The sequence below is a fragment of the Bacillus sp. Je.9.29.b genome (assembly GCF_051129925.1).
In the GTDB taxonomy this organism is placed as follows: domain Bacteria; phylum Bacillota; class Bacilli; order Bacillales; family Bacillaceae; genus Bacillus; species Bacillus safensis.
On sequence record NZ_JBCPSO010000001.1, the window covers coordinates 329,704 to 352,883 of the forward strand.

A 23,180-nucleotide genomic window follows, 5' to 3' on the forward strand; every position below is an offset into this window, starting at 1 on the left:
GGATGACGAAAACGTATGATCTGACAGTCATTGGCGGAGGGCCTGGCGGGTATACTGCCGCCCTTCAAGCAGCTGAGCGTGGACGGAAGGTCGCATTGATTGAAGAGGATTTTCTAGGCGGTACTTGTTTAAATCGGGGCTGTATTCCTTCAAAGACGCTGCTCAAACATGCAGAAGTTATTGAATCAATTGAGAAGGCGAAAAGCTGGGGAATTGAAACAGGTGATTTGGTCCTTTCCTTCGATAAAATGAGAAAGCGCAAAGATGACGTCATTGAAAAGCTCAGAGGCGGAATTGCCTTTTTATTAAAGCAAGGAAAGATTGATGTATATAACGGCAGAGGTACAGCTGTTGCAAAGCACCGGATTGAGATTGAAAAGCAAGATGGGGCAGAATCGATCGAAACGAAAGAACTCATCATTGCTACTGGATCTTCACCTGCCATTCCGCCAATACCGGGCCTTAAAGACATTCAATTTGACACAAGTGATACGATCTTTGACATTCCAGATATTCCGGCTTCTGTCGTCATCATTGGCGGCGGTGTCATTGGACTTGAGCTGGCTTGTATCTTCCAGAGTCTTCAATCAAAAGTCACGATTATCGAAGCGGCTCCGTCTATTATTCCGCAAGAGGATGAGGAAGCATCTAAGCTGCTAGAAAGAGAATTAAAGAAAAAAGGCATCCATATCGCGAAGAAAACCACTGTGACAGAGGTGACGGAAAGCGAAGGAGTCAAAGCGGTTCATGCATCAGACGATAAAGGAGAGACGCATATCTTTACGGCTGAAAGACTGCTTGTTTGTGTAGGAAGAAGACCTAGTGTATCTGCCGTCAGCCAGCTTGACCTTCAGCTGGATGGTCCTTTTATCAAAGTGAATGACAAGATGCAGACAAGTGTGGAAGGTGTCTATGCAGTTGGGGATGTCGCTGGCGGCTATCAGCTGGCTCACGCAGCGATGGCAGAGGCCGCTGTTGCGGTCAGTAATATTTGCGGTGTGTCTGAAAAAATGAATGCTGATATCATGCCTAGATGTATTTATACATTACCAGAGGTAGCAAGTGTTGGTCTGACTGAGAAAGAGGCAAAAGCCAAAGGACTTAACGTGCGGGCAGAACGATTTGATTTAGCGGCAAGCGGTAAAGCACTAGCGGCAGGCGAGCAAACAGGTTTTATTAAATTGGTATACGATACAGCCTATGGTGAAGTGATTGGTGCGACGATGGTTGGCCCGCACGTCACAGAGATGATTTCAGAAGCTTCCTCCTTTATGTATTTAGAAGGAACAGCAGAAGAGATGGCGAAAATGATTCATCCGCATCCGACCATCTCAGAAGGTTTTTATGAAGTAGCACTTGATATCGTGAGTAAGCTGAGAAAATAATGGCCAAACAAGGGATAGGGAGGAGATGCATGTGCACGTCCAGCTTCATCAGAAAGCGGCACTTGTGACAGGTAGCACAGATGGATTTGGAGAAGCCATCTGCCTGGCTTTAGCCCGGGCAGGTGCACATGTTTTTTTACACACGTTTCATGATGAGTCAAAGGCTAAAACCATTCGTGAAGACATTCAAAAAATGGGCGGTCAAGCGAGTATCATTCAGAACCCGTTGGAAACGCCGCGTGATGCCACACGGATGCTGAGGCAAGTGATTGATACATGCGGTAAACTGGATATTTTGGTCAATCAAGCAGAGCAAGGAGCGGACGCGGAACTTGATGACGTGAGCCCTGATGAGTGGGTGGGTGAAGTGGAATCGGCTGTGAATACCGTCTTTCTTTCCAGTCAGGCCGCCGTATGGCATATGGTTGATCAGAGGCAAGGCTGCATCATTAATATATCGTCATCAGGCAGTATCACAGGTGATGGCGGGATCTCGCATGCTACATCGAATTCTATGCTGAATGCCATGACAAAAGGGTTAGCGAGAGAATTTAAAGACAAAGGTATCCGGGTGCTTGCGCTGCTGCCGCCGCCTCTCCATTTGTTTCCTGATACAGAGCAAATCAAGGAGACTGTGGCCCATATGACGGTGTTCCTCAGTACCTCCTATGGTGCATTTACAGATGGCGTGGCGATTATGCTTGATGGGGGTGAGAGTGCTGGCTAATGTTCAAAAACCAGTTCTCATCGTTGGCGGAGCCCAAGGGATCGGAAAAGAAATTACTGAGCGATTTTTAAAAGAAGGGCACCAAGTCGCCGTGTCAGATATAGACGAAAAGGGACTTTCGCTCTTAAAGACACAGTATCCTCAGCTGCTGACTATTCAAGCTGACGTTTCATCGTGGGAAAGTGTTCAGCAAATGATATCAGCAGCTGAAAGGGAGCTGGGCGGTATTGCTCACCTTGTGTATTCAGCAGGAATGACAAAATCACTGCCTTTTTTAGAAGTCGATTTTTCACTTTGGAAAAAGACACTGGCTGTGAACTTATATGGTCTTTACTATTGCATCAAAGCGTTGGCACCCTATATGTGTGAGCGGCAGGAAGGCAGTGTTGTCATTATTGGATCGGGATCTGCAATCACCGGCTCAGGCGGCGGTATTCAATATTATGCATCAAAAGCAGGGGCTTTTGGATTGATGCGTTCGCTCGTAAAGGAACTAGGCTCGCATCAAATACGCATCAATGTGATTGCCCCCCGCGTAATTGAATCTCAAATGCTTGATACGCTCTATCCTACTGTAGAGGAGAAACGGCAGCTGCAATCACTCATTCCCATCGGAAGATTAGGAACACCTGAGGATATCGCAGGGCTCACTTTATTTCTCACACGTCGCGAGGGGAGCTATTTGCACGGACAAATGATCCTGTTAGACGGAGGGAGAACGTATCAGCCAAAATATACTGAGGGAAAAAGAGCGGAGAGTTAATCGCTCTTTTTGTCATTTTCATAACAATTGTTCCAATTGGAAACGAATGTTTGGTATACTGGTAATCATAGTATATTAAAAGGATGATGTCACATGCTGAATTGGGAAGAAAGACGACAGCTCGTCAAAGTTGCTCATCTTTATTATACAGACGGGTGGACGCAGCAGGAAATTGCAAAAAAGCTCAATGTCTCAAGACCAGTCATTTCAAAGCTCTTACAAAAAGCAAAAGATGTGGGAATCGTTGAAGTGTACATTAAAGACGAAAGCATTCATACGGTGGAACTTGAAAAGCAGCTAGAAACAACCTTTCAATTAACAGATGCGGTCGTTGTCCCAAGTGTCGGGACAATGTCTGAGATGGTGAAGCGGGCAGTCGGTCAAGCAGGCGCCTATTATTTGTCTAAAAACATGAAAGATGCGGAGAAAATCGGTATTTCATGGGGCACGACGCTTGCTGAACTTGTCAAAGAATATCCGTTTGAACGAAGAAACGATGTGAAGGTCATTCCTTTAGAGGGCGGAATGGGCAGGCAGGCGGTCGACATTCATGCCAATCAGCTGGCATATGAGCTGGCAAAGAAAATGAACGGCACGTGTTCCTATTTATATGCCCCTGCGATTTTAGAAACAGAAGAATTAAAAGAACGGCTTATGGCGATGCAGGACATAGAAGCTGTGCTTGAAGAAGGCAGAAATGTGGATATTGCCCTCATCGGTATTGGCAACCCGCATAAAGGGTCAACTTTAAAAACAGTCGGTTATTTAAAAGAAGAGGACTTATCTGGTTTAAGGCAATCAGGGGCTGTCGGTGATATTGGCTTTCGTTTCTTTGATGGAGAAGGAAAACCTGTCCAAGATGAACTGAATCAAAAGGTCATTGGCTTATCGCTGGAACAATTAAAGAGCGTCAAAACGGTCATCGCTGTTGTAGAAGGAACCCATAAAGCTGAGAGCATTTTAGGGGCTTTAAATGGCGGCTTCATCCAAGTACTGGTGACAGACGAACTAACGGCGGCAGCCATTTTAAAGGAAGCATCCGTTCAATAAAAGGCTGGCAGCGTTCGAATGGTATAACAAGAGCAACATCAAACGAGAAAGGAGCTGTGTATCTTGAAGAAAACCGAAATGGAAGCAAACCTACACTGTACTCGGTGCCAAGAAGAGACCCTCCACAGCATCGTTTATGTGAATGATCAGATGAAAAGCGTTGAGTGTACAGAGTGTCATCAAAAGATCAGTGTGCAAGTCGACATCATGAAGGAATTTTACAAGGAAGTATACGAGAAAATAGCGACAAAGCCAAAGCGGATCACGCAGGAATATAAGTCGAACCTGAATGGATTTATCTCAAGGCTCCCAATCCGCGTGCTTAGTAAGCCATACCGGCTGATGAGATATTTAAACGAATCATACAAAGTGATCAAACAATATAAAAAATGAAGCAGAGACCTTTTAGCGCTCTGCTTCAGCGTGTAGGCAAACCCTCGCATTTTTTGTCAGTCCTCCGTTCCTGTGCTCACGAATGTCACATTTTCTCCGCTCCGGTACTCGTCTTTCCTAGACTACAAAGGTTTTCTATTACGCTGAGAAGAAGGAAAAAAAGCAGAGCACTGATTAGTGCTCTGCTTTTTTTTGTGCTTTTTTCATATAATAATAAATAGGCAGTCCAGCCATCCCGATCAGCATGGAGATCAGGCAGCTTTTCCAATCGGTGATCATGGTGCTGATTAAAACGAATAATGAACCGATAATCGCAATGATCGGTGTCAGCGGGTAAAGTGGTACACTGTAAGCACGCTTCATTCCGCTGTTTTGTTTTCTCAGCTTAAAGACGGCGAAAAAGGCCATGACATAAAAGATGTAGATCATGAAAATCGAGACCTCAGACAGCTTCTCTGGATTACTGACGATCATAAACACAATGGCGATCAAAATTTGCACAAATACAGCGATCCAAGGTGTTTTAAACGTTGGGTGAATCCGCGAAATCGCATTGGCGAAAGGAATCTGCTTTCGTTCTGCCATCGCAAAAATCACACGTGGGAATGAAAGAATCTTGCCGTTCAAACAGCCAAAGATGCTGATGATGATCCCAATACTAATGATTTTCCCGCCAATTGGTCCAAAGAGCATGGTAGCAGCAGTGCTTGTCGCATTTTCACCTAACTGGACGATTTGATCAGCTGGCAGCACGTGCAAAAGTGCGACATTAATAAAGAGATAACAAGCCGTCACGATTAAAATTCCGCCTGCCATCGCGCGAGGCAGCAGTTTCTCAGGGTTTTTCATTTCTCCCCCAAGCGCCGCAAGTAAAATCCAGCCATCATAGGCAAACAGCGTAGCCAAAATCGCTGCACCGAAGTTCATTTGAGCGATACTATCGTTGACGGTCATCAAGATGTTTTCGTTACCTTTCCATATGCCAAACCCAATAATAGCGGCAATTGGGACAAGCTTTCCGATAGTGGTCAGCCCCTGAACAAATCCGCCGTATTTTGTTCCCATGATGTTAATGATACATAAAAATAAAACGGTGATAATGCCGATCGTTGTAGACCATAAAGTCGAAAGAGAAAATAAATTGGCTAATAATGAACCAAAATAAAGACCAAGTGCACCAATGATGGCGGGTCCGTAAATAATAATCTGCACCCAGCCGCATAAGTAGCCCCAAAATTCACCATACACTTCTTCAAGATAGGCGTACAAACCGCCGGTTCTCGGGATTTGTGTACCAATTTCAGCGACAGTCAGTCCGCCTGCAAGGGTTAAGATTCCACCTAACAGCCAAGCGAATAATGCGATGTCTGAGCTTCCTGAATAGGAAAGGACGTTGCCTGGCTTCATAAAGACGCCTGACCCAATAATGGTCCCGATGACAAGAGATAGGGCGAAAAATAAGCCGATGTCTTGTTTTAACGCTGGTTGTTCTTTGTTCATTACACACGACCTCCTGCATCACTTTCGTACGTTACTGTGACATGTATTTTGTTCATTGTAATACGATTTTAGGAAAACAAGAATTAAAAAAATTTTCTGATTTTCGTATTTGTATTTGAAAGTGTTCATTTATTGGAGATATTAGGGTAAATGTTGTGTTAAAAACGAACATTGAAAGTTTATTCTTGATTAAATGTTAATTTAATGACCGGAAACCGAACATCCAGTAAACGTGCAGCCAAATGGTTGACTTTTCTTGAAAAATGAACTATTTTATTCATAAGGATATTATCTCGAATTCGAGATAATTTAAAATAGGAGTGAAAAATATGAAAATCAATGGGATTCACCACGTATCTGCGTTAACAGCCAATGCTCAGAAAAATGTTGATTTCTACCGCCAAATCCTTGGCTTGAAACTTGTAAAGAAAACAGTCAATCAGGACGACCCGTCTATGTATCATTTGTTTTATGGAGATGAGGTCGCTTCACCAGGAACGGAGCTTACATTCTTTGAAATTCCAATGCTTGCCCGCCGTTTGGAAGGGACGAATGCGATCACAAGCACAGGTCTTCTCGTTTCTTCTGAAGAGGCACTCACGTTTTGGGAAAAGCGGTTTGAAGATAAAGGCGTGCAGCAAGAAACAGCTTCTTTGAGAGGCGGAAGACCTGCTTTGCGTTTTAAAGACCCAGAAGGGCAGCAGCTGTTTTTAACAGTAGAACCGAATACGCAAGAGGCAGGCTCACCGCCAGTACATGACGATATTCCGGCAGAGTTTGCGATTAGAGGTTTAGGTCCAGTTGAATTAACCGTTGCAGAAGCTGACAAGACGATCCGTGTTTTAACGGACATCCTTGGTTTCACTGAAAGAGCACGTGAACAATCAAATAATGGAGAGATCGTGACCATTTTTGAGTCAGGAAATGGCGGTGCTGGAACAGAAATTCATGTGATGGAAAAAACAGAAGGGCCTTCTGAACGTTCCGGCAGAGGAAGTGTGCATCACGTCGCATTTCGCGTGAAGGATGCAGAGGAGCTTGAAAAATGGTATGAAAAAATCTCAAAAGCAGACTTTACGAACTCTGGTGTTGTAGAACGCTTTTACTTTAAAGCTCTTTACTTTAGAGAGCCAAATGGTATTTTATTTGAAATTTCAACAGATGGCCCTGGGTTTACAGTGGATGAAGGGGTGGACGAACTTGGTGATCAATTAGCCCTTCCGCCGTTCCTAGAGCATAAACGAGCAGAAATTGAACAAAGATTAACGCCAATTCAGTCGTCATAAAAAAACAGCTCATCAACTGAGCTGTTTTTTTATTAGGAACTGACCTGCTTAGATTCAGATTGTGTTAATGTGACCTGCTTTGTTTCTTGTTTTCCGTTTCGAATGAGGGTGATGCTCACGGTGTCCCCTACTTTTGCATTCGTGTATAGCTCATGACGTAATTCACTGCCAGTTTTGATTTGTTTCCCATTGATGCCGGTAATGACATCCTCTGACTTTAAGCCAGCTTTGGCGGCAGGTGAACCTGCGGCGATATCTTTGACGTAAACGCCTTTATCGAGCTGACTGGTTTTGAGTCCGAGAGTTTCTTTCTGATACACATCTGGAACTTGTTCGAGATCCAGCATGCTGATGCCGATATATGGACGTTCAATTTTTCCTTTTGCGAGAAGCTGATCAGCAATTGGTTTGACATCATTGATTGGCAGTGCGAACCCAATGCCTTCAACACCTGTTTCAGATATTTTCATACTCGTGATCCCCACAACCTTTCCGTCTGTCGTCAGAAGCGGGCCGCCGCTGTTACCTGGGTTAATGGCTGCATCTGTTTGAATGACATTAATGCTGCTTTCGCCTGCTGATGTGTTCATAGAGACTGTTCGGTCGACGCCGCTGACAATTCCTTGTGTCACCGTTCTTGAAAGATCTTCACCAAGCGGGTTTCCGATTGCAATGACGGTTTCTCCAGCACGCAGTGAGGAGGAATTGCCTAATGCCGCAACCTTTGTCACATGACTGCTGCTAATTTCCACAACGGCTAAGTCAGTGAGCGGATCAGCTCCAACCAGTTTTCCTTCAATGGTTTTGCCATCGTGTAAGGATACGGTTAGTTTGTTTGCCCCTTCAATGACGTGGTTGTTTGTTAAGACATAGGCTTTATTGCCTGATTTTTTGAAAATGACTCCTGAGCCTGTACCGGTTTTTTCCTCTTGACTGCTTTTGTTTTGCGGTAATTCATCAAAAGGCGTATTGAAATCGCCAAAGCTCGTGTCTGTTTGAGTTTGCGCTTGGTAGTTTGTAATGCCGACAATAGCTGGTGATACATTTTCGACCATGCTGGAGATGTTGCTTGATGAATTTGATGTTTGGACGGCTGTTGTTTTTGACGAATTTGTGTGATTTGTCGATACTGCTTCTGTTTTTGCTGCCGAATCATTTGCGGTGCTGTCTGATGAATGCTGAGCATATGGCGTAAGAACGTAGACACCTAACGCTAATGTACCGCCTACAACACCGCTGAGAAATGGCTTAAACCAGCCGTTTGGCTTTTTCTGTTTTTGAGGTTGTTCAATTGTTTGTTTGTCATCTTTGTGCTGTGTCATTTCAATCACTCTCTTTCAATGATTTTTTCATGTATGTGTTTGGGTGTTTTACCGTATGTGGTGGGGACTGACTTTATCGTATGAAAAAAGTGTGGGATAAAAATGAAAACATTGTGGGAAATTGTTAAAATAAGTAGTGAATCTAAGCAAGATAGAGGAGATTAAACTGTGGAGACAATTGGAATCATTGGATATGGAAGTATGGCTGATATGATGGTGCAAAAGTGGCTGGAAAATGGGGTGCTAGATGCTCATCAAATCATGATCCATACAAGAAGTGAAACGGAGCGCCTTCATCAGCTCAAAGAAAAGCACCAAGAAATCAACATTTGTTCATTAGAGGACCTATCTGCGTCATGTGATATATTGTTTGTCTGCGTGCCGCCGCTTGCTGTACTAAATGTTCTGGATCAGCTGCCTTCTAAAGGGAGAGCGGTACATATTGTGTCAGTAGCAGCAGCTGTAACATTAGAAAAGTTACAGGCGCATACAACACAGCCAGTATCCAGATACATCCCAACGCTCACGTCAGCTGTTGGGACAGGCGTATCTCTTGTTGCGCATGGTGCAGCCGCAGGACGTGAGGACAAGGAGCGCTTGCACCTGCTGCTTTCAGCTTTTAGCATCGTCAGGGAGGTAGAGGAAGACCGATTTGATGCGGCGAGCAATTTGACAAGCTCATCTCCTGGTTTTATCGCTGCTCTTTTTGAAGAAATGGCGAAAGCGGCTGTGAGAAATAGTGATCTTTCCTTAGAGGAAGCGAATGAATTTTTAACGTATGCCCTTTTAGGAACTGGCCAGGTTCTCGTAGAACGAGGCCTAACCTTTGCTGAAACTGTCGATAGAGTGGCGACAAAAGGGGGAATTACAGGAGAAGGTGCTGAGGTCATTCAACAGCAGGCACCTCAGATGTTTGATGATTTATTTACACAAACCATAAAGAAATATGAACAGCTGAAATCTCAGATCAACGAAGCGGATAAACACCACTAAAGACATAGTTAGTGGTGTTTTATTTGTTAAAAAAATCCTTTCTAAAAAAGTCTTTTGACCTGTATTATCTAAGTCTAAACTCCTTATTTTCGGACATTGTATTGAAAAATCAATCAAGTTCTCATATAATTTTTTAGAAAATTTAGAAAAATATACACAAATTTTATGTTTAATTAAAGGGGGATGGGAATGAAGCTCTATCTATCTGTCGATATGGAGGGAATTACTGGTCTAGCTGATCATACATTTGTTGATTCACAACAGCATAACTACGAGCGTGGCAGACGCATTATGACCGGTGAAGTGAACGCCTGTGTAGAGGCGCTTGTCCAGCATGGTGCCACAGACATTTTGGTGAATGACAGTCATTCTAAAATGAATAATCTTTTGATCGAAGAGCTGCATGAAGAGGCAGTTCTCATATCAGGTGACGTAAAGCCTTATTCAATGGTGCAAGGATTGGATCAAACCTATGATGCAGCTGTTTTTTTAGGCTATCATGCAAGGGCATCAATGAAAGGTGTGATGTCACACAGTATGATTTTTGGGGTCAGACATTTTTACATAAATGATCATCCAATTGGCGAAATGGGCTTTAATGCGTATGTTGCAGGCTACTATGGTGTGCCGGTGATTCTTGTTTGCGGAGATGATCAAGCAGCACGTGAGGCAGAAAAGCTGATGCCTGGTGTGAAAACAGTGGCAGTGAAAGAGACCATCTCAAGATCTGCTGTGAAATGCTTATCTCCAGCCAAAGTCAATAAACAAATCTCACAGCAAGTGGAAGCCGCGATGAAACAGATTGATCAAATGAAGCCGCTGACGCCTCCTGATCAGCCGCTGCTTAAGATTGAGTTTGCCAATTATGGACAAGCTGAATGGGCGAATTTAATGCCGGGTACTGCCATCATAGAAGGAACAACGACGGTGACGTACCAAGCAGACAATATATTAGAAGCCTATCAAGCGATGCTTGTCATGACAGAGCTTGCCGCACGTACAACATTTTGTTAAGCGAGGGGGAGACAGCAGATGGCCAGCTTTTTGCTCAAGCGTTTTATTGCGATGATTGCTACGATCTTAACGATTACGACTTTAACGTTTATTTTAATGAAGGTCATCCCAGGATCGCCTTTCAATGAAGAACGAAATACAAACGAAACCGTCCAGCGAAACCTCGAAAGCTACTATCACTTAGACGAACCACTCTATGTTCAATATGTCATCTATTTAAAATCCATTGTTACCTTTGATTTTGGTCCTTCCATTAAAAAGCCTTCTGAAAGTGTCAATGATCTATTGGCGAGAGGCTTCCCAGTCTCATTAGAACTTGGTCTTATCTCAATATTGATTGCTGTTATCTCTGGCATCCTGCTAGGGGTTATGGCTGCCCTCCGGCATAATGGTTTGATTGATTACATCGCCATGACGATTGCTGTATTCGGTATATCCATTCCAAACTTTATCTTTGCTACCTTATTAATTCAGCAGCTTGCTGTCAATTTGCAGCTCTTTCCTACAGCGATGTGGACAAGTCCAATGCATATGGTGCTGCCTACAATCGCCCTTGCTGTCAGCCCAATGGCCATTATCGCCAGGTTAACGAGATCGAGCATGATTGAAGTGCTGTCGCAAGACTATATCCGTACGGCCAAAGCAAAAGGACTTTCTCCCTTTAAAATTGTATTTAAACATGCGCTTCGGAATGCACTTTTACCCGTTGTAACTATTCTTGGAACACTTGTCGCAAGTATTTTAACAGGAAGTTTTGTCATTGAAAAAATATTTGCCATTCCTGGAATGGGAAAATACTTTGTCGAGAGTATTAACAACCGTGATTATCCTGTCATCATGGGAACCACTGTTTTTTACAGCATTATTTTAATCACACTTCTCTTCATTGTCGATGTGGCGTATCGTCTTCTTGATCCAAGGATTCAGCTGCATCAGAAAGGAGGAAAGGCATGAGTATACACCTTCAGCATGATCCATCGAACAGGCATCCTGAAGTGCCGGACGAATGGTTTTCTCCACGAGAGCAAAAGAAAAAGGAAGCCCATGCCATTAAAAGACCCTCTCTTTCCTATTGGGCAGATACATGGAGGAGGCTGAAGCAAAATAAGCTTGCGATGTTTAGCCTATCGGTTCTGATTTTTCTTTTTGTCATGGCAGTCTTAGGCCCATTGCTTGCGCCAAATAGTGTGACAGAGCAGCGTCTTTCGATGCAAAATCTGCCGCCCTCGGCTGCTCACTGGTTTGGAACAGATGAGCTTGGACGAGATGTGTTCACACGTACTTGGTACGGAGCCCGTATTTCATTATTTGTGGGTGTCATGGCAGCCTTGGTTGATTTTGCCATCGGTGTAATTTATGGGGGCATAGCCGGCTATAAGGGAGGCAAATACGACCATGTCATGATGCGGATTGTCGAGGTGCTCTACGGACTTCCTTATTTACTCGTCGTCATTTTATTGATGGTGCTGATGGGGCCAGGGCTTGTCACCATTATTGTAGCGCTCACTGTCACCGGATGGATTGGAATGGCAAGAATTGTGAGAGGTCAGGTTCTTCAGCTGAAAAGCCAGGAATATGTCCTTGCCTCAAAGACCTTTGGTGCCAAAAGCCTGCGGATCATTCGCCGCAACCTGCTTCCGAATACGATGGGGCCGATTATCGTCCAAATGACCCTGACTGTACCGACCGCGATATTTGCTGAAGCATTCCTAAGCTTTCTTGGTTTAGGTATTCAAGCGCCGTTTGCAAGCTGGGGCGTGATGGCTAATGACGCTTTGCCGACTGTGCTGTCAGACAATGGACATTGGTGGCGTTTATTTTTCCCGGCATTTTTTATTTCACTCACGATGTTTTGCTTTAACAATTTAGGTGATGGCTTGCAAGATGCGCTTGATCCAAAGATGAAGAGGTGAAGCGCTTTGAAAAAAGTTCTACAAATTATCGATCTGCACGTCAGTTTTCGGACATACGGCGGTTCAGTTCAAGCAGTACGCGGAGTGAATGTCGATGTATATGAAAAAGAAACCCTCGCCATTGTGGGAGAATCAGGCTGCGGAAAAAGTGTGACATCACAAAGCATTATGAGGCTTCTGCCTGCATACAGCGCGCAAGTCGATCAGGGAGAAATCTGGTTTCAAGACCGCAACTTGCTGTCATTATCCGAGAAAGAAATGCGCGCCATACGAGGTGTCGATATTTCGATGATCTTCCAAGATCCGATGACAGCACTCAACCCAACCTTGACAATAGGAGATCAGCTGATGGAGGCGGCGAAGGAGCATCAAAAGCTGACGAAAAAAGAAGTGAAAGAAGCCGCCATACAGATGCTTGATTTGGTTGGTATTCCGCAGCCGAAGGAGAGATTAAAGCAATACCCGCACCAATTCAGCGGGGGAATGAGGCAGCGGCTTATGATTGCCATGGCACTGATTTGTGAGCCAAAGGTGCTGATCGCAGATGAACCGACGACGGCGCTGGATGTGACCATACAGGCACAAATTTTAGAACTGTTTAAAGAGATTCAGAGGAAAACAGGGGTTACCATTATCTTAATCACACACGACTTAGGGGTCGTAGCCCAAGTTGCCGACCGGGTAGCAGTCATGTACGGAGGGAAAATGGTTGAAACCGGAACAAGGCAAGATATTTTTTACAGTCCGCAGCATCCTTATACAAAAGGGCTCCTGCAATCCGTTCCAAGACTTGATATGAAAGATGAACTGATTCCGATTGAAGGAAGCCCGCCTGATTTATTTGCACCGCCAAAGGGCTGTCCGTATACCGATCGCTGCCCGGCTGCCATGAAAGTGTGCGATCATATCATGCCGCACGAAACGCAGCGGTCACCTACTCATACAGTGCATTGCTGGCTCCAGGATGGGCGAGCGAACCAAGCGATGTTATCTTCAACACAAAGGGGGAGTTTTTGATGAGGAAAAAAGGGTGGATCATTAGTGTTTGTTTGTTCATCATCATGCTGCTCGTAGGATGTACAGCCAATGAGCAAGCAGGTAAAGGATCATCGAGCAACAAGAATGAAAAGAAAGTATTAACCTTAAATAACGAAAACGAACCGACGTCATTTGACCCGCCGATTGGTTTTAATAATGTATCGTGGCAAGGTCTGAATAACTTAATGGAGGGATTAACAAGACTGAATGAAAAGCACGAACCATCTCCTGCAATGGCGGAAAAATGGGAAATTTCAGAGGATGGAAAAACGTACACATTTCATTTAAGAGACGGCATCAAGTGGTCGAATGGTGATCCAGTGAAAGCGAGTGACTTTGAATATGCGTGGAAGCGTCTGCTTGATCCGAAAACAGGCTCTTCTGCATCGTTCTTAGCTTACATGATTGAAGGCGGAGAGGCATTTAACAGCGGAAAAGGAAAGAAAGAGGATGTAAAAGTCAGTGCTGAAAATGACAAAACGCTAAAGGTCACACTGGCATACCCGCAGAAATCGTTCTTAAATATGACCGCAAACCCTGCCTTTTTCCCTGTCAATGAGAAGGTAGCAGAGAAGAATCCAAACTGGGCAAAGGATGCCAAAACCTTTGTTGGGAATGGACCGTTTCAGCTGACAGAATGGAAGCATGATGAGAGCTTCACTATGGAAAAAAGTGAGACGTATTGGGACAAAAAATCAGTCAAGCTGGATCAGGTAAAGTGGCTGATGATCAGCGATCGAAACACTGATTATCAAATGTATCAATCGGGAGACTTAGATACTGCCTTCGTCCCAGCAGAACAAAGTGAAAATTTGCTGAAAAATAAAGATGTACAAATTGAAGATCAGGCTGGACTGTTCTTTTATCGTCTGAATGTGAATATGGAACCTTTTCAAAATAAGAACATTCGCAAAGCCTTTCAAATGGCGATCAACCCGCAAGATATCGTGGATTATGTAACGAAGAATAAAGAAAAGCCAGCCCGCGCCTTCGTTTCGCCGGGGATTCTAGATTCAAAGGGTGAGGATTTCAGAGAAGCTGGCGGCGATCTTGTCAAACAAGATACGAGTGAAGCTGCGAAGCTATTAGAAAAAGGACTGAAAGAAGAGAACTATTCAAAGCTGCCGCCCGTCACATTAACATATAGCACAAAGCCTGAGAACAAGAAAAAAGCTGAAGCCATCCAGCAGCAATTAAAAGAAGCGCTTGGTGTGGACGTGAAGCTTGCAAACATGGAAGCCAATGTATTTGCAGAAGATCAAAAGGCGCTGAAATTTCAATTCTCGCAAAGTTCATTTTTAGCAGACTATGCAGATCCGATCAATTTCCTAGAGAGCTTCCAAACAGGGAATGCGATGAACCGGACTGGATGGTCAAACGACACCTATGATCAGCTGATTAAAAAGGCGAGCCAGGAAGCAGATGAACAAAAAAGAAACAGCATCCTTCATGATGCAGAGGCACTTCTCATTGAAGAAGCACCGATCATTCCAATTCATTTTTATAACCAAGTTCATTTGCAAAAAGAGGGCGTGAAGGGAATTGTCCGCCACCCTGTTGGGTATATCGATTTGAAATGGGCACAAGTAGATGGAGAGTAATTGAAGGGAATGAGGGATACGGACGCTTTGAACAAAAGCGTCTCAGCGCGCGGACAAACCCTCGCATTCTTTGTCAGTCCTGCGCTTCGGTGCTCACGAATGTCAAATTCGCTCCGCTCCGATGCTCGTCCTTCCTAGGGCTGCAAAGGTTTTCAGGTCACGTTGAATAGAAGACAAAGGGCTAAAATAAAGATCATTTTAGCCCTTTGTCAACAATATGGGACGCTTTGAACAAAAGCGTCTGTTCCTTTATTTGTTCATGTTATGGAGAAGATGCCCATAGATTGTAAGAAATAAAGAGAAAGAGGGGATTGGCATGAACCAGCTGCCAGCGGCGCTTCAAACAGGGGATACGGTGGGGATTATCGCACCAGCAAGCCCGCCTGATGAATTGAAATTAGCAAAAGGGATTGCCTTTTTAGAGAGCCTCGGGCTGAAGGTGAAAAAAGGGAAGTATCTCGATTCCCGGTACGGATATTTAGCAGGGCGTGATCATGAAAGAGTGGAAGATCTTCATGGCATGTTTCAAGATCCAGAAGTCAAAGCAGTTATTTGTGCCTGCGGAGGGTACGGAACTGGCAGACTTGCGGAAGCCATTGACTATGATCTCATTCGCCGGAATCCAAAAATCTTTTGGGGTTATAGTGACATTACGTTTTTACATACGGCCATCCAGCAGCAGACGGGTCTTGTGACTTTTCATGGACCAATGCTTTCCTCTGATGTGGGACTTGAAGAGGTCCATCCGTATACGAAGGATACCTTTTTGCAGCTGTTCACGCCGAAGGCCTTTACGTATACGCATCACTTGTCACCTCTTCATACCTTCTACCCCGGCACCGCTTCAGGTGACATCATAGGAGGGAATCTTGCCCTCATCGTGACAACACTTGGCACACCTTTTGAAATTGATACGAAGGGGAAGTTGTTGTTCATTGAAGATATTGACGAAGAGCCCTATAAAATCGATCGCATGATGCAGCACCTTACCTCTGCTGGGAAATTGGATGATGCGGCAGGATTCATCATTGGCGATTTTCATCAATGTGAACCAAAAAAGAAAGACCAGTCCTTAACCTTGGAACAGCTATGGGAAACCTATATTGTCCCGCAAAAGAAACCTGCACTCGGCGGCTTTCGGATCGGTCATTCATCACCGAACTTTGCCATTCCGATGGGCGTGCAGGCTGCACTAGATGCGGCAGGGAAAAAACTGCACATTTCTCCAGGCGTTGCAGCGAAAGAGGCGATCAAATGAAAATCGTGGATGTTCGTACATGCAGAACGAGTGTACCGCTAAAAAAGCCTTTCAAAACCGCTTTAAGAACGGTGTATGACGCAGCATCTCTGATCGTCATCATCACATATGATCAAGGTGACGCCAGCTACGGAGAGGCAGTTCCCACATCGGTGATTACAGGAGAAACGCTGGAAAGCATCGACTATGCCATCCGTGAAGTGATCAGACCCATTTTGCTCGGGGCTTCCTTGGCAGAGTATGAGCAAATCTTTTCTGCTATGAACCGCGTGCTCGCAAGCAACACAAGCGCAAAGGCTGCAATCGATATGGCCATTTATGATGGCTTAGCAAAGCAGGCAGGACTTCCGCTTTATCAATACCTTGGCGGATATCGTCATCAGCTCGAAACCGACTATACGGTCAGTGTAAACCGTCCGCTTGAGATGGCGGAAGATGCGAAGCAATACGCAGCCGAAGGCTTTCAGACGTTAAAGATCAAAGTAGGAAAAGATGATATACACACGGATATTCAGCGGATCAAGCGGATTCGAGAAAAAGTCGGGCCGGACATTCAGATCAGGCTCGACGCCAATCAGGGCTGGACGTGGAAGGAAGCGATCATAGCCATTCGAAAAATGGAAGCGCTGAATATTGAACTAGTAGAACAGCCAGTGCCGAAAGAAGATATCGAAGGTCTGCGCCGTGTGACAGAAGCAGTTGATCCATTGATCATGGCAGACGAAAGCATTTTCAGTTTTCATGATGCCATCAAGGTGCTTGAAACGAGAAGTTGTGATCTGATCAATTTAAAATTAATGAAATCAGGCGGCATAAAAGAAGCATTAAAAATCAATGCCCTTGCCGAAGCCTACGGTGTTCAGTGCATGGTTGGCAGTATGATTGAGTCAAAGCTTGGCATTACAGCAGCGGCACATTTCGCCGCAAGCCAGCCGAATATCACCCGCTGCGATTTTGATGCCCCGCTTATGCTGAAAGAGGACATGATAGACGGAGGAATCGTGTACAAAGGAAAAGATATATTTTTACCACTGCATCATGGGTTAGGCATTCAAGGGGTGAAAGGAGTCTCATGATGATATACGAATCAAAGGTTCCAGTCGCTAACGTTTGGACAGCGCCGCAGTCTCCCCGAGAAATCGATCGAAAGGTACTTCAGGACTCCATCAACATCAAAGAATGGATTGACCAGCAAACATATGAAGAAAAGCTGGTTTTATGTGAAGAAAATTTGATTCAATCTCAAGTACTGCTCGGCGGACGAGTGATTGGATTAGAAGAGACAGATGGCTGGATGAAAGTCGTCATTCCGCAGCAGGCCAGCCGGAAACATCCGCAAGGCTATCCAGGCTATATACCTGCTGAGCAATTAAAACAAGTAACAGAGGGAAGTGCGTCAGCTGCATCTCTTATCGTTTGTCAGAAAAAAGCCACACTCTATCAAAACGGGGAACCTGATATGGAGATTAGCTTTTTAACAGAGCTGGCAGCAGCCAAAGAAACAGATGATCAATTTCATGTTGTCACCCCATTAGGAATAAGAGAAATCAACAAAGCGGATGTACGCCCAGTTTCGCAAGCTTTCTCTATGACCGGCAAAGATGTCGTAGACGCAGGAAAACAATTTATGGGCCTTTCTTATTTATGGGGAGGCATGAGCAGCTTTGGCTATGATTGTTCAGGCTTTGCTTACAGCATGTACAAAGCGTGCGGATATCTTTTGCCGAGAGACGCAAGTGACCAAGCCGTTCAAGGAACGCCGGTTACATCAAGCCATTTAGAACAAGGTGACTTGCTGTTTTTTGCAAATGATAACGGAAAGGGAGCGGTCCGACATGTAGGGATCTACGCTGGGAACGGGATGATGCTTCATTCGCCTAAAACCGGCAGACAAATTGAGCTTCTTTCCCTTTCTGGCACTTCATATGAAAAGGAATGGGCAGGTGCAAGGCGGTATTTACCAAGCGAGAGGAGGAGCGATCATGACAGTTGAACCACTTTTACAAGTAAACAACCTTAAAAAACATTTTCATCTATCGAAAGGGAGAACCTTAAAAGCGCTGGATGGTGTCTCTTTTCAGCTGAAACAAGGTGAAACCTTTGGTCTCGTTGGTGAGTCTGGCTGCGGCAAATCCACACTTGGAAAAGTGCTCATGCGTCTTTATGAACCAACAGATGGTGAAGCCTTATATGAAGGGAAAAGTCTTCACCACCTTTCTAAAAAAGAATCATTTGATTTCAACCGGCAAATGCAAATGGTCTTTCAAGATCCATATTCCTCCTTAAATCCAAGACTTTCAGTGAAAGATATTATGCTGGAGCCAATGGAGATTCATCAGCTTTATGGCAGTCAAAAGAAAAGGATTGCCCGCGTGAAAGAACTGCTTGAAGCGGTAGGATTAAGCTATGATTTTGCTACCCGCTATCCGCACGAATTTAGCGGGGGGCAAAGGCAGAGAATCGGCATTGCAAGAGCACTTGCCTTAGCGCCAAAATTTATTGTGGCAGATGAGCCGATTTCTGCACTAGACGTCTCCGTCCAAGCGCAGGTCGTGAATCTGCTGAAGAAACTGCAAAAAGAGGAAGGATTAACTTTTCTATTTATTGCACATGACTTGTCCATGGTGAAATATATTAGTGACAGGATCGGTGTCATGTATTTAGGTCATCTCGTTGAATTGACGACGAGTGATGCATTATATCAAACACCGCTTCACCCATATACACAAGCCTTGCTGTCTGCAATCCCCATTCCAGATCCTGACGTAGAGGACAAGCGCAAAAGGTTTATTTTAAAAGGAGAAATTCCAAGTCCAGTGAACCCACCTAGCGGCTGTGTATTTCGAACACGATGTCCTGCCGCGATGGATGTGTGTGCTGAAAAAAAGCCGACATTACAAGCGGTGGAAGAAGGTCATGAAGTCGCCTGTCATTTATATAATAGAAAATAGGACAAGCTAGACAAAAGCCAGCAAGTAGACAAGCTGTTCTACACGATGGCTTTTTTAATAGATGAACGCCGAATAGGCAATGTGCAGCATCTGAAAGAGCCGCCAGACTTAATAATTTCCGAAAAGTCCACTTCAATAACGGTGTATCCGTGAGCGGTTAACGCAGCATTTGTTTCTTGGTTGCTGGGCAAGCTGATCACTTTTTTCTGCCCAATGGATAAAACATTTGGTCCAAGTGTGAATTGCTCTTGTTCGCTGATTTCAATCAAATCATAATACGTTTTGAGCAGCTGGAGATCCTTTTGCTTGAACGCTTCAGGATAAATGATGATCTCGTCATGAGACAGAATATTCATCACACAATCAAGATGCAAGATGTGAGGAGGAAGGTGAATCGGAATAATGTCGTGATCCGGCAGTTTCTTTTTGAGCTGATAGATAGCGGCTGGACTAGTTCTTTTGCTCGTGCCAACAAACACACGATTCTGATCCACAAGCACATCGCCGCCTTCAATCGTTCCGTCTGTCAAAGTGACAGCTGACCACCCTTTTGCCTGTGCCCATTCTTTTAGGTATTGTTCTTCCCCTTGCCGAACCGGAGCGGCCATACTTGAAACAAACAGTGTATGTCCAATCGTAAACCCAATATCCCGAGTGAAGACTTGCTCAGGGAAGCGGTCATTCGCCGGGAGCAGGATGGGCCGTACTTGATGATCTTTAAGGGTTTGGATCAATTGCTTATGCTGAGCAACTGCTTTCATTTGAGAAATATTTTCTTTCGCAAAATGTTTCTGGGTTTCATTGATAATTTGTTTGATTTCCATATAAATAGGACTGCATAAAAGAACTTCTTCTAAATCGTCGTATTCACTCATGCATTGCGGCATTTTGTATAATTGCTCTGCTCTCATAGAATCCATCAAATGGCCTCCTTGTTCGTTCATAGTTCTATTATTCCTTCTTCTAGCCATGGTTGAAACATTTCCGAAAGAAAATCTCTCACATAAGACTAAAGCAAAAAGTTTAGACAAACCTAAAAGAATAGTGTTTAATAAAAGTCGTTCCGCATTCACGAAAACAGCAAGAAGGAGCTATGATGATGAGTGAAGAAAATTTCAAATACTGCAAGGAATCGAAAGTTGTTAAAACCAGCAGGGTATTCCCTCTTGATACGAATAACCACCAAACGTTATTTGGCGGGAAATTAATGAGTTATATAGATGACATTGCCTCCATCTCGGCTGCAAGACACAGCCGCAGTGAAACGGTCACAGCTTCAATGGATTCTGTTGACTTTTTAGAGCCGATTGGACAAAAGGAGTCAGTATGCTTGGAATCCTATGTCACATGGGTGGGCACGTCTTCTATGGAAGTGTTCGTCAAAGTCATTAAAGAAAACTTGATGTCTGGAGAGCGCAGACTCGCAGCGACTTCATTTCTGACATTTGTCTCATTAGATGAAAACGGAAAGCCTAAACGAGTCCCGCAGGTGATGCCGGAAACAGAGGAAGAAATCATGCTTCATCAAACAGCGAAGCAGCGGGCAGAAGAAAGGAAAAGCCGCCGAAAGCATAGTAAGGCGCTTGCTGACGCACTTGGGACAGATAAGCCTTGGGCGTAAAAATCACCCTTTAAGCGGTGATTTTTTTCTGTGCCAGTATCTTGCATGGCAAGATAGTGTGTGGTAAGATAAAGCTATCTTGTGATGCAAGGTACTGGAATCGGAGGAACAATCATGACAACATCCACACAAATGCTAAAAGGAATTTTAGAAGGCTGCCTGCTGTCGATTATTTCTGAGGGCGAAATTTATGGGTATGAAATGACGAAGAAGCTCGCGCATTATGGGTTTGATCAAATAAGTGAAGGCAGTATCTATCCGATTTTGCTGCGAATGCAAAAGGAACAGCTGGTGACCACCGTCACAAAAGCGTCAGCGACCGGCCCGAAAAGGAAATACTATACGCTCACACAAGCGGGAGAACAAGCGCTCACAGAGTTTATTGACCGCTGGAATGAGCTTTCAAAAAATGTAAACCGCTTATTACAAAAAGGGAAGTGAGATTATGGTATCAAAAGAAACACGACACATTCTACTAGAGCTGCAACTTTATCTCATATCAAAGGGAAAAAATCAGGATGAGGTTGATGAGCTGATGGACGAACTGACAGCACATGCGGTTGAGGCTGAAAAAGATGGGAAAACAGGTGAGGATGTGTTCGGCGGAGATCCGCGAAGCTATGCTGATGAACTGGCACAAGAGCTGACAGGAAATCATAAAGATTGGGTGCCGTTTGTCAGTGCTTTCTTAATTGGATCGCTTTTTTACATGATTTTAGCAGATGCAATCAGCCAAAACTTATCGTATTCTTGGTTTGCTTTAATTGGATACCCGCTCGTTTTAGTGGCCAATGTCATCATGATCATTATGATGTTTAGAGCGTCCGCCTTTCAAACAAGCAGCCGGGTATTTCTCTACTTTTGGATGTTAGGAATCTTTCAGCTGACAGCGATGGTGACAATCAAACTATTGGATCAAAAAGTCGGCACACCACTACTTGTCCTTACTTCTGGCCAGAGGTGGGGCGTCATTCTGCTCATGCTGCTATGCATCGTTGTATTCAATGCAATCTTAAAGGCGAATGTCGTTTCATTCATTCCGATCATCTTTTTCGGTCCGCAGCTCATATTCGAATGGATTGGCTGGACGTCACCAAGTGTGATTTTGCTGCAAAGTCTGCTATCTATTGTGATTTTAATAGGGCTTATACTCATTGTCCTGCGACGGACAAATAAGAAAAATGAAAATACGAATGTAAACTGAGCACATCTCATACGATGTGCTTTTCTTTTTCTAAAAAAATGTAGAAATGGAATTGTATTTTTCATTACAATGGGGAGAGGACAAAAATGAAAAGGGGTTCTGTTTTTGGATATCATATGGGGATATGTGCTCGTTTTTGTATTGGCTGCTTTGCCTTTTTTTGAAGTGATTGGTGTCGTTCCATTCGCAATCTTAAGTGGACTGCATCCTGTGACAACGGCTGTGATTGGATTCATCGGCAACTTTCTCACAGTCTTGCTTCTCATTGTGTTCGTCGACCGGTTTAAAGCATGGTGGTTAAAAAGAAAAGAGGAAAAAGGTGATGAAAAAGGAGAGAAAAAGCAGCTGCGGGCGAGAAAGATTTGGGAACGATACGGTCTGCCTGGATTAGCGCTCATTGGTCCTTTTATCATCGGCAGTCATTTAGCGGCCTTGATGTGCATGAGCTTTGGAACGAAAAGAAAGCAAGTCGCGGTGTGGATGACCGTCAGTTTAATGATGTGGACAGCGCTGGCTGCTAGTTTAACCGGTGCGGGCTTCCATTACTTTGCCCCAGATTCAAATGGATTGTTCGGAGATATTTTTAGCAAGTAAAAAAGGGGGATCATCAATGACTTATCAAACAAGGACAGTGCTTGAAACAGAGCGCCTGAAACTGAGAACGATGAATGAACATGATGCGTCATTTTTATATGACGAGCTGTTCCAAGATGAAGAAGTGATGAAATATTATCCTTCTTTGAAGGATAAAGCGCAGACAAAAGAGTGGATTGCATGGAATCAAAAAAATGACCGCACGTACCACACCTCATTATGGATCATCGAAGATAAAGAAACAAATGAACGTCTTGGACAAAGCGGAATTGTTCTGCAAAATATCGAAGGACAAACGGAGCTTGAGATCGGCTATATGCTAAAGAAAGCAGCGTGGGGGAATGGCTATGCTGCTGAGGCTGCAAAAGGCTGCCTTACCTATGGATTTGAAGAAATGAAGGTCAGACGGATGGTCAGCCTAATTCGTCCTGAGAATGAAGCGTCGGTGAAGGTCGCTTTAAAAATGAGCATGAAAAAAGAAAAAACCATTTCAAAATGGGACCAAATCATTGATGTATACAGCATCACCCGTAACGGAGAAAACGGCTCGCTTACCGATTAAGCAGA

The 23,180-nt window shown here is 44.2% G+C and carries 24 protein-coding genes; 21 read left to right on the forward strand and 3 right to left on the reverse strand.

Features of this window, described 5'->3' with window-relative positions:
• Positions 1 to 2 precede the first annotated feature (2 nt).
• The 5 genes from lpdA (at position 3) to AAZR19_RS01765 (ending at position 4,318) form a co-directional block, all read left to right on the forward strand.
• On the forward strand, positions 3 to 1,385 hold the full coding sequence (gene lpdA, locus AAZR19_RS01745; RefSeq protein ID WP_087975561.1) for a dihydrolipoyl dehydrogenase: 1,383 nt from the start codon (positions 3 to 5) through the stop codon (positions 1,383 to 1,385).
• Between the two features lie 25 nt (positions 1,386 to 1,410).
• Positions 1,411 to 2,112: an SDR family NAD(P)-dependent oxidoreductase gene (locus AAZR19_RS01750; protein WP_229137058.1), complete on the forward strand. Its 702-nt coding sequence runs from the start codon at positions 1,411 to 1,413 to the stop codon at positions 2,110 to 2,112.
• On the forward strand, positions 2,090 to 2,875 hold the full coding sequence (locus AAZR19_RS01755; protein WP_087975559.1) for an SDR family NAD(P)-dependent oxidoreductase: 786 nt from the start codon (positions 2,090 to 2,092) through the stop codon (positions 2,873 to 2,875). Before AAZR19_RS01750 ends, AAZR19_RS01755 begins: the two co-directional genes overlap by 23 nt.
• Before the next feature lie 93 nt (positions 2,876 to 2,968).
• Positions 2,969 to 3,925 carry a sugar-binding transcriptional regulator gene (locus AAZR19_RS01760; protein WP_024426787.1) on the forward strand — a complete coding sequence of 319 codons (957 nt, stop codon included), beginning with the start codon at positions 2,969 to 2,971 and terminating at the stop codon, positions 3,923 to 3,925.
• A 63-nt stretch (positions 3,926 to 3,988) separates the two neighbouring features.
• Positions 3,989 to 4,318: a hypothetical protein gene (locus tag AAZR19_RS01765; RefSeq protein ID WP_024426788.1), complete on the forward strand. Its 330-nt coding sequence runs from the start codon at positions 3,989 to 3,991 to the stop codon at positions 4,316 to 4,318.
• A 174-nt stretch (positions 4,319 to 4,492) separates the two neighbouring features.
• Here the strand turns inward: AAZR19_RS01765 and AAZR19_RS01770 are convergent, their stop codons facing one another.
• Positions 4,493 to 5,818, reverse strand: coding sequence for an APC family permease (locus tag AAZR19_RS01770; protein ID WP_041105947.1), 1,326 nt, complete (start codon positions 5,816 to 5,818; stop codon positions 4,493 to 4,495).
• 329 nt (positions 5,819 to 6,147) lie between these two features.
• On the opposite strand from AAZR19_RS01770, the gene AAZR19_RS01775 reads away from it, so the two are divergent.
• The gene (locus AAZR19_RS01775; protein ID WP_076840918.1) at positions 6,148 to 7,104 is read left to right on the forward strand and encodes a ring-cleaving dioxygenase; all 957 of its coding nucleotides are present in this window, start codon (positions 6,148 to 6,150) and stop codon (positions 7,102 to 7,104) included.
• Between the two features lie 32 nt (positions 7,105 to 7,136).
• On the opposite strand, the gene AAZR19_RS01780 is transcribed toward AAZR19_RS01775, so the two are convergent.
• Positions 7,137 to 8,426, reverse strand: coding sequence for a S1C family serine protease (locus AAZR19_RS01780; protein WP_041105952.1), 1,290 nt, complete (start codon positions 8,424 to 8,426; stop codon positions 7,137 to 7,139).
• A gap of 168 nt (positions 8,427 to 8,594) precedes the next feature.
• Here AAZR19_RS01780 and proG point away from each other — a divergent pair, with 168 nt between their 5' ends.
• The 10 genes from proG to AAZR19_RS01830 all read left to right on the forward strand — a co-directional run bounded on the left by proG (position 8,595) and on the right by AAZR19_RS01830 (position 19,194).
• Positions 8,595 to 9,419 (forward strand): pyrroline-5-carboxylate reductase ProG, encoded by an 825-nt coding sequence (gene proG, locus AAZR19_RS01785; protein ID WP_434702146.1) that lies wholly within the window; start codon positions 8,595 to 8,597, stop codon positions 9,417 to 9,419.
• A gap of 189 nt (positions 9,420 to 9,608) precedes the next feature.
• Positions 9,609 to 10,433, forward strand: a complete 825-nt coding sequence (locus AAZR19_RS01790) for a M55 family metallopeptidase (protein WP_076840920.1) — start codon at positions 9,609 to 9,611, stop codon at positions 10,431 to 10,433.
• A gap of 18 nt (positions 10,434 to 10,451) precedes the next feature.
• Positions 10,452 to 11,387, forward strand: coding sequence for an ABC transporter permease (locus AAZR19_RS01795; protein ID WP_041105958.1), 936 nt, complete (start codon positions 10,452 to 10,454; stop codon positions 11,385 to 11,387).
• Positions 11,384 to 12,346 carry an ABC transporter permease gene (locus AAZR19_RS01800; protein ID WP_218676907.1) on the forward strand — a complete coding sequence of 321 codons (963 nt, stop codon included), beginning with the start codon at positions 11,384 to 11,386 and terminating at the stop codon, positions 12,344 to 12,346. The genes AAZR19_RS01795 and AAZR19_RS01800 overlap by 4 nt, the downstream gene beginning before the upstream one ends.
• Positions 12,347 to 12,352: 6 nt before the next feature.
• Positions 12,353 to 13,363 carry an ABC transporter ATP-binding protein gene (locus AAZR19_RS01805; protein ID WP_024426795.1) on the forward strand — a complete coding sequence of 337 codons (1,011 nt, stop codon included), beginning with the start codon at positions 12,353 to 12,355 and terminating at the stop codon, positions 13,361 to 13,363.
• Positions 13,363 to 14,985, forward strand: a complete 1,623-nt coding sequence (locus AAZR19_RS01810; RefSeq protein ID WP_024426796.1) for a peptide ABC transporter substrate-binding protein — start codon at positions 13,363 to 13,365, stop codon at positions 14,983 to 14,985. The genes AAZR19_RS01805 and AAZR19_RS01810 overlap by 1 nt, the downstream gene beginning before the upstream one ends.
• 316 nt (positions 14,986 to 15,301) lie before the next feature.
• Positions 15,302 to 16,243: a S66 peptidase family protein gene (locus AAZR19_RS01815; protein WP_039177981.1), complete on the forward strand. Its 942-nt coding sequence runs from the start codon at positions 15,302 to 15,304 to the stop codon at positions 16,241 to 16,243.
• Positions 16,240 to 17,319: a dipeptide epimerase gene (locus AAZR19_RS01820; RefSeq protein WP_076840923.1), complete on the forward strand. Its 1,080-nt coding sequence runs from the start codon at positions 16,240 to 16,242 to the stop codon at positions 17,317 to 17,319. Before AAZR19_RS01815 ends, AAZR19_RS01820 begins: the two co-directional genes overlap by 4 nt.
• A complete protein-coding gene (locus AAZR19_RS01825; RefSeq protein ID WP_076840924.1) occupies positions 17,319 to 18,236 on the forward strand; it encodes a C40 family peptidase in 918 nt (305 codons plus the stop codon). The genes AAZR19_RS01820 and AAZR19_RS01825 overlap by 1 nt, the downstream gene beginning before the upstream one ends.
• Positions 18,226 to 19,194: an ABC transporter ATP-binding protein gene (locus AAZR19_RS01830; protein WP_041116397.1), complete on the forward strand. Its 969-nt coding sequence runs from the start codon at positions 18,226 to 18,228 to the stop codon at positions 19,192 to 19,194. The genes AAZR19_RS01825 and AAZR19_RS01830 overlap by 11 nt, the downstream gene beginning before the upstream one ends.
• Before the next feature lie 38 nt (positions 19,195 to 19,232).
• Here AAZR19_RS01830 and AAZR19_RS01835 read toward each other — a convergent pair whose 3' ends face one another.
• The gene (locus AAZR19_RS01835; RefSeq protein ID WP_218676908.1) at positions 19,233 to 20,114 is read right to left on the reverse strand and encodes a dimethylarginine dimethylaminohydrolase family protein; all 882 of its coding nucleotides are present in this window, start codon (positions 20,112 to 20,114) and stop codon (positions 19,233 to 19,235) included.
• A 179-nt stretch (positions 20,115 to 20,293) separates the two neighbouring features.
• Here AAZR19_RS01835 and AAZR19_RS01840 point away from each other — a divergent pair, with 179 nt between their 5' ends.
• From AAZR19_RS01840 to AAZR19_RS01860, 5 genes are all read left to right on the forward strand, one after another.
• On the forward strand, positions 20,294 to 20,815 hold the full coding sequence (locus AAZR19_RS01840) for an acyl-CoA thioesterase (RefSeq protein ID WP_008346212.1): 522 nt from the start codon (positions 20,294 to 20,296) through the stop codon (positions 20,813 to 20,815).
• A gap of 114 nt (positions 20,816 to 20,929) precedes the next feature.
• Positions 20,930 to 21,256: a PadR family transcriptional regulator gene (locus tag AAZR19_RS01845; protein ID WP_024424630.1), complete on the forward strand. Its 327-nt coding sequence runs from the start codon at positions 20,930 to 20,932 to the stop codon at positions 21,254 to 21,256.
• Positions 21,257 to 21,260: 4 nt separating this feature from the next.
• Positions 21,261 to 22,019 (forward strand): HAAS domain-containing protein, encoded by a 759-nt coding sequence (locus AAZR19_RS01850; protein WP_202739139.1) that lies wholly within the window; start codon positions 21,261 to 21,263, stop codon positions 22,017 to 22,019.
• A gap of 105 nt (positions 22,020 to 22,124) precedes the next feature.
• The gene (locus AAZR19_RS01855; RefSeq protein WP_041105976.1) at positions 22,125 to 22,613 is read left to right on the forward strand and encodes a small multi-drug export protein; all 489 of its coding nucleotides are present in this window, start codon (positions 22,125 to 22,127) and stop codon (positions 22,611 to 22,613) included.
• A gap of 16 nt (positions 22,614 to 22,629) precedes the next feature.
• Positions 22,630 to 23,175, forward strand: a complete 546-nt coding sequence (locus tag AAZR19_RS01860; RefSeq protein ID WP_163115232.1) for a GNAT family N-acetyltransferase — start codon at positions 22,630 to 22,632, stop codon at positions 23,173 to 23,175.
• Positions 23,176 to 23,180: the final 5 nt, after the last annotated feature.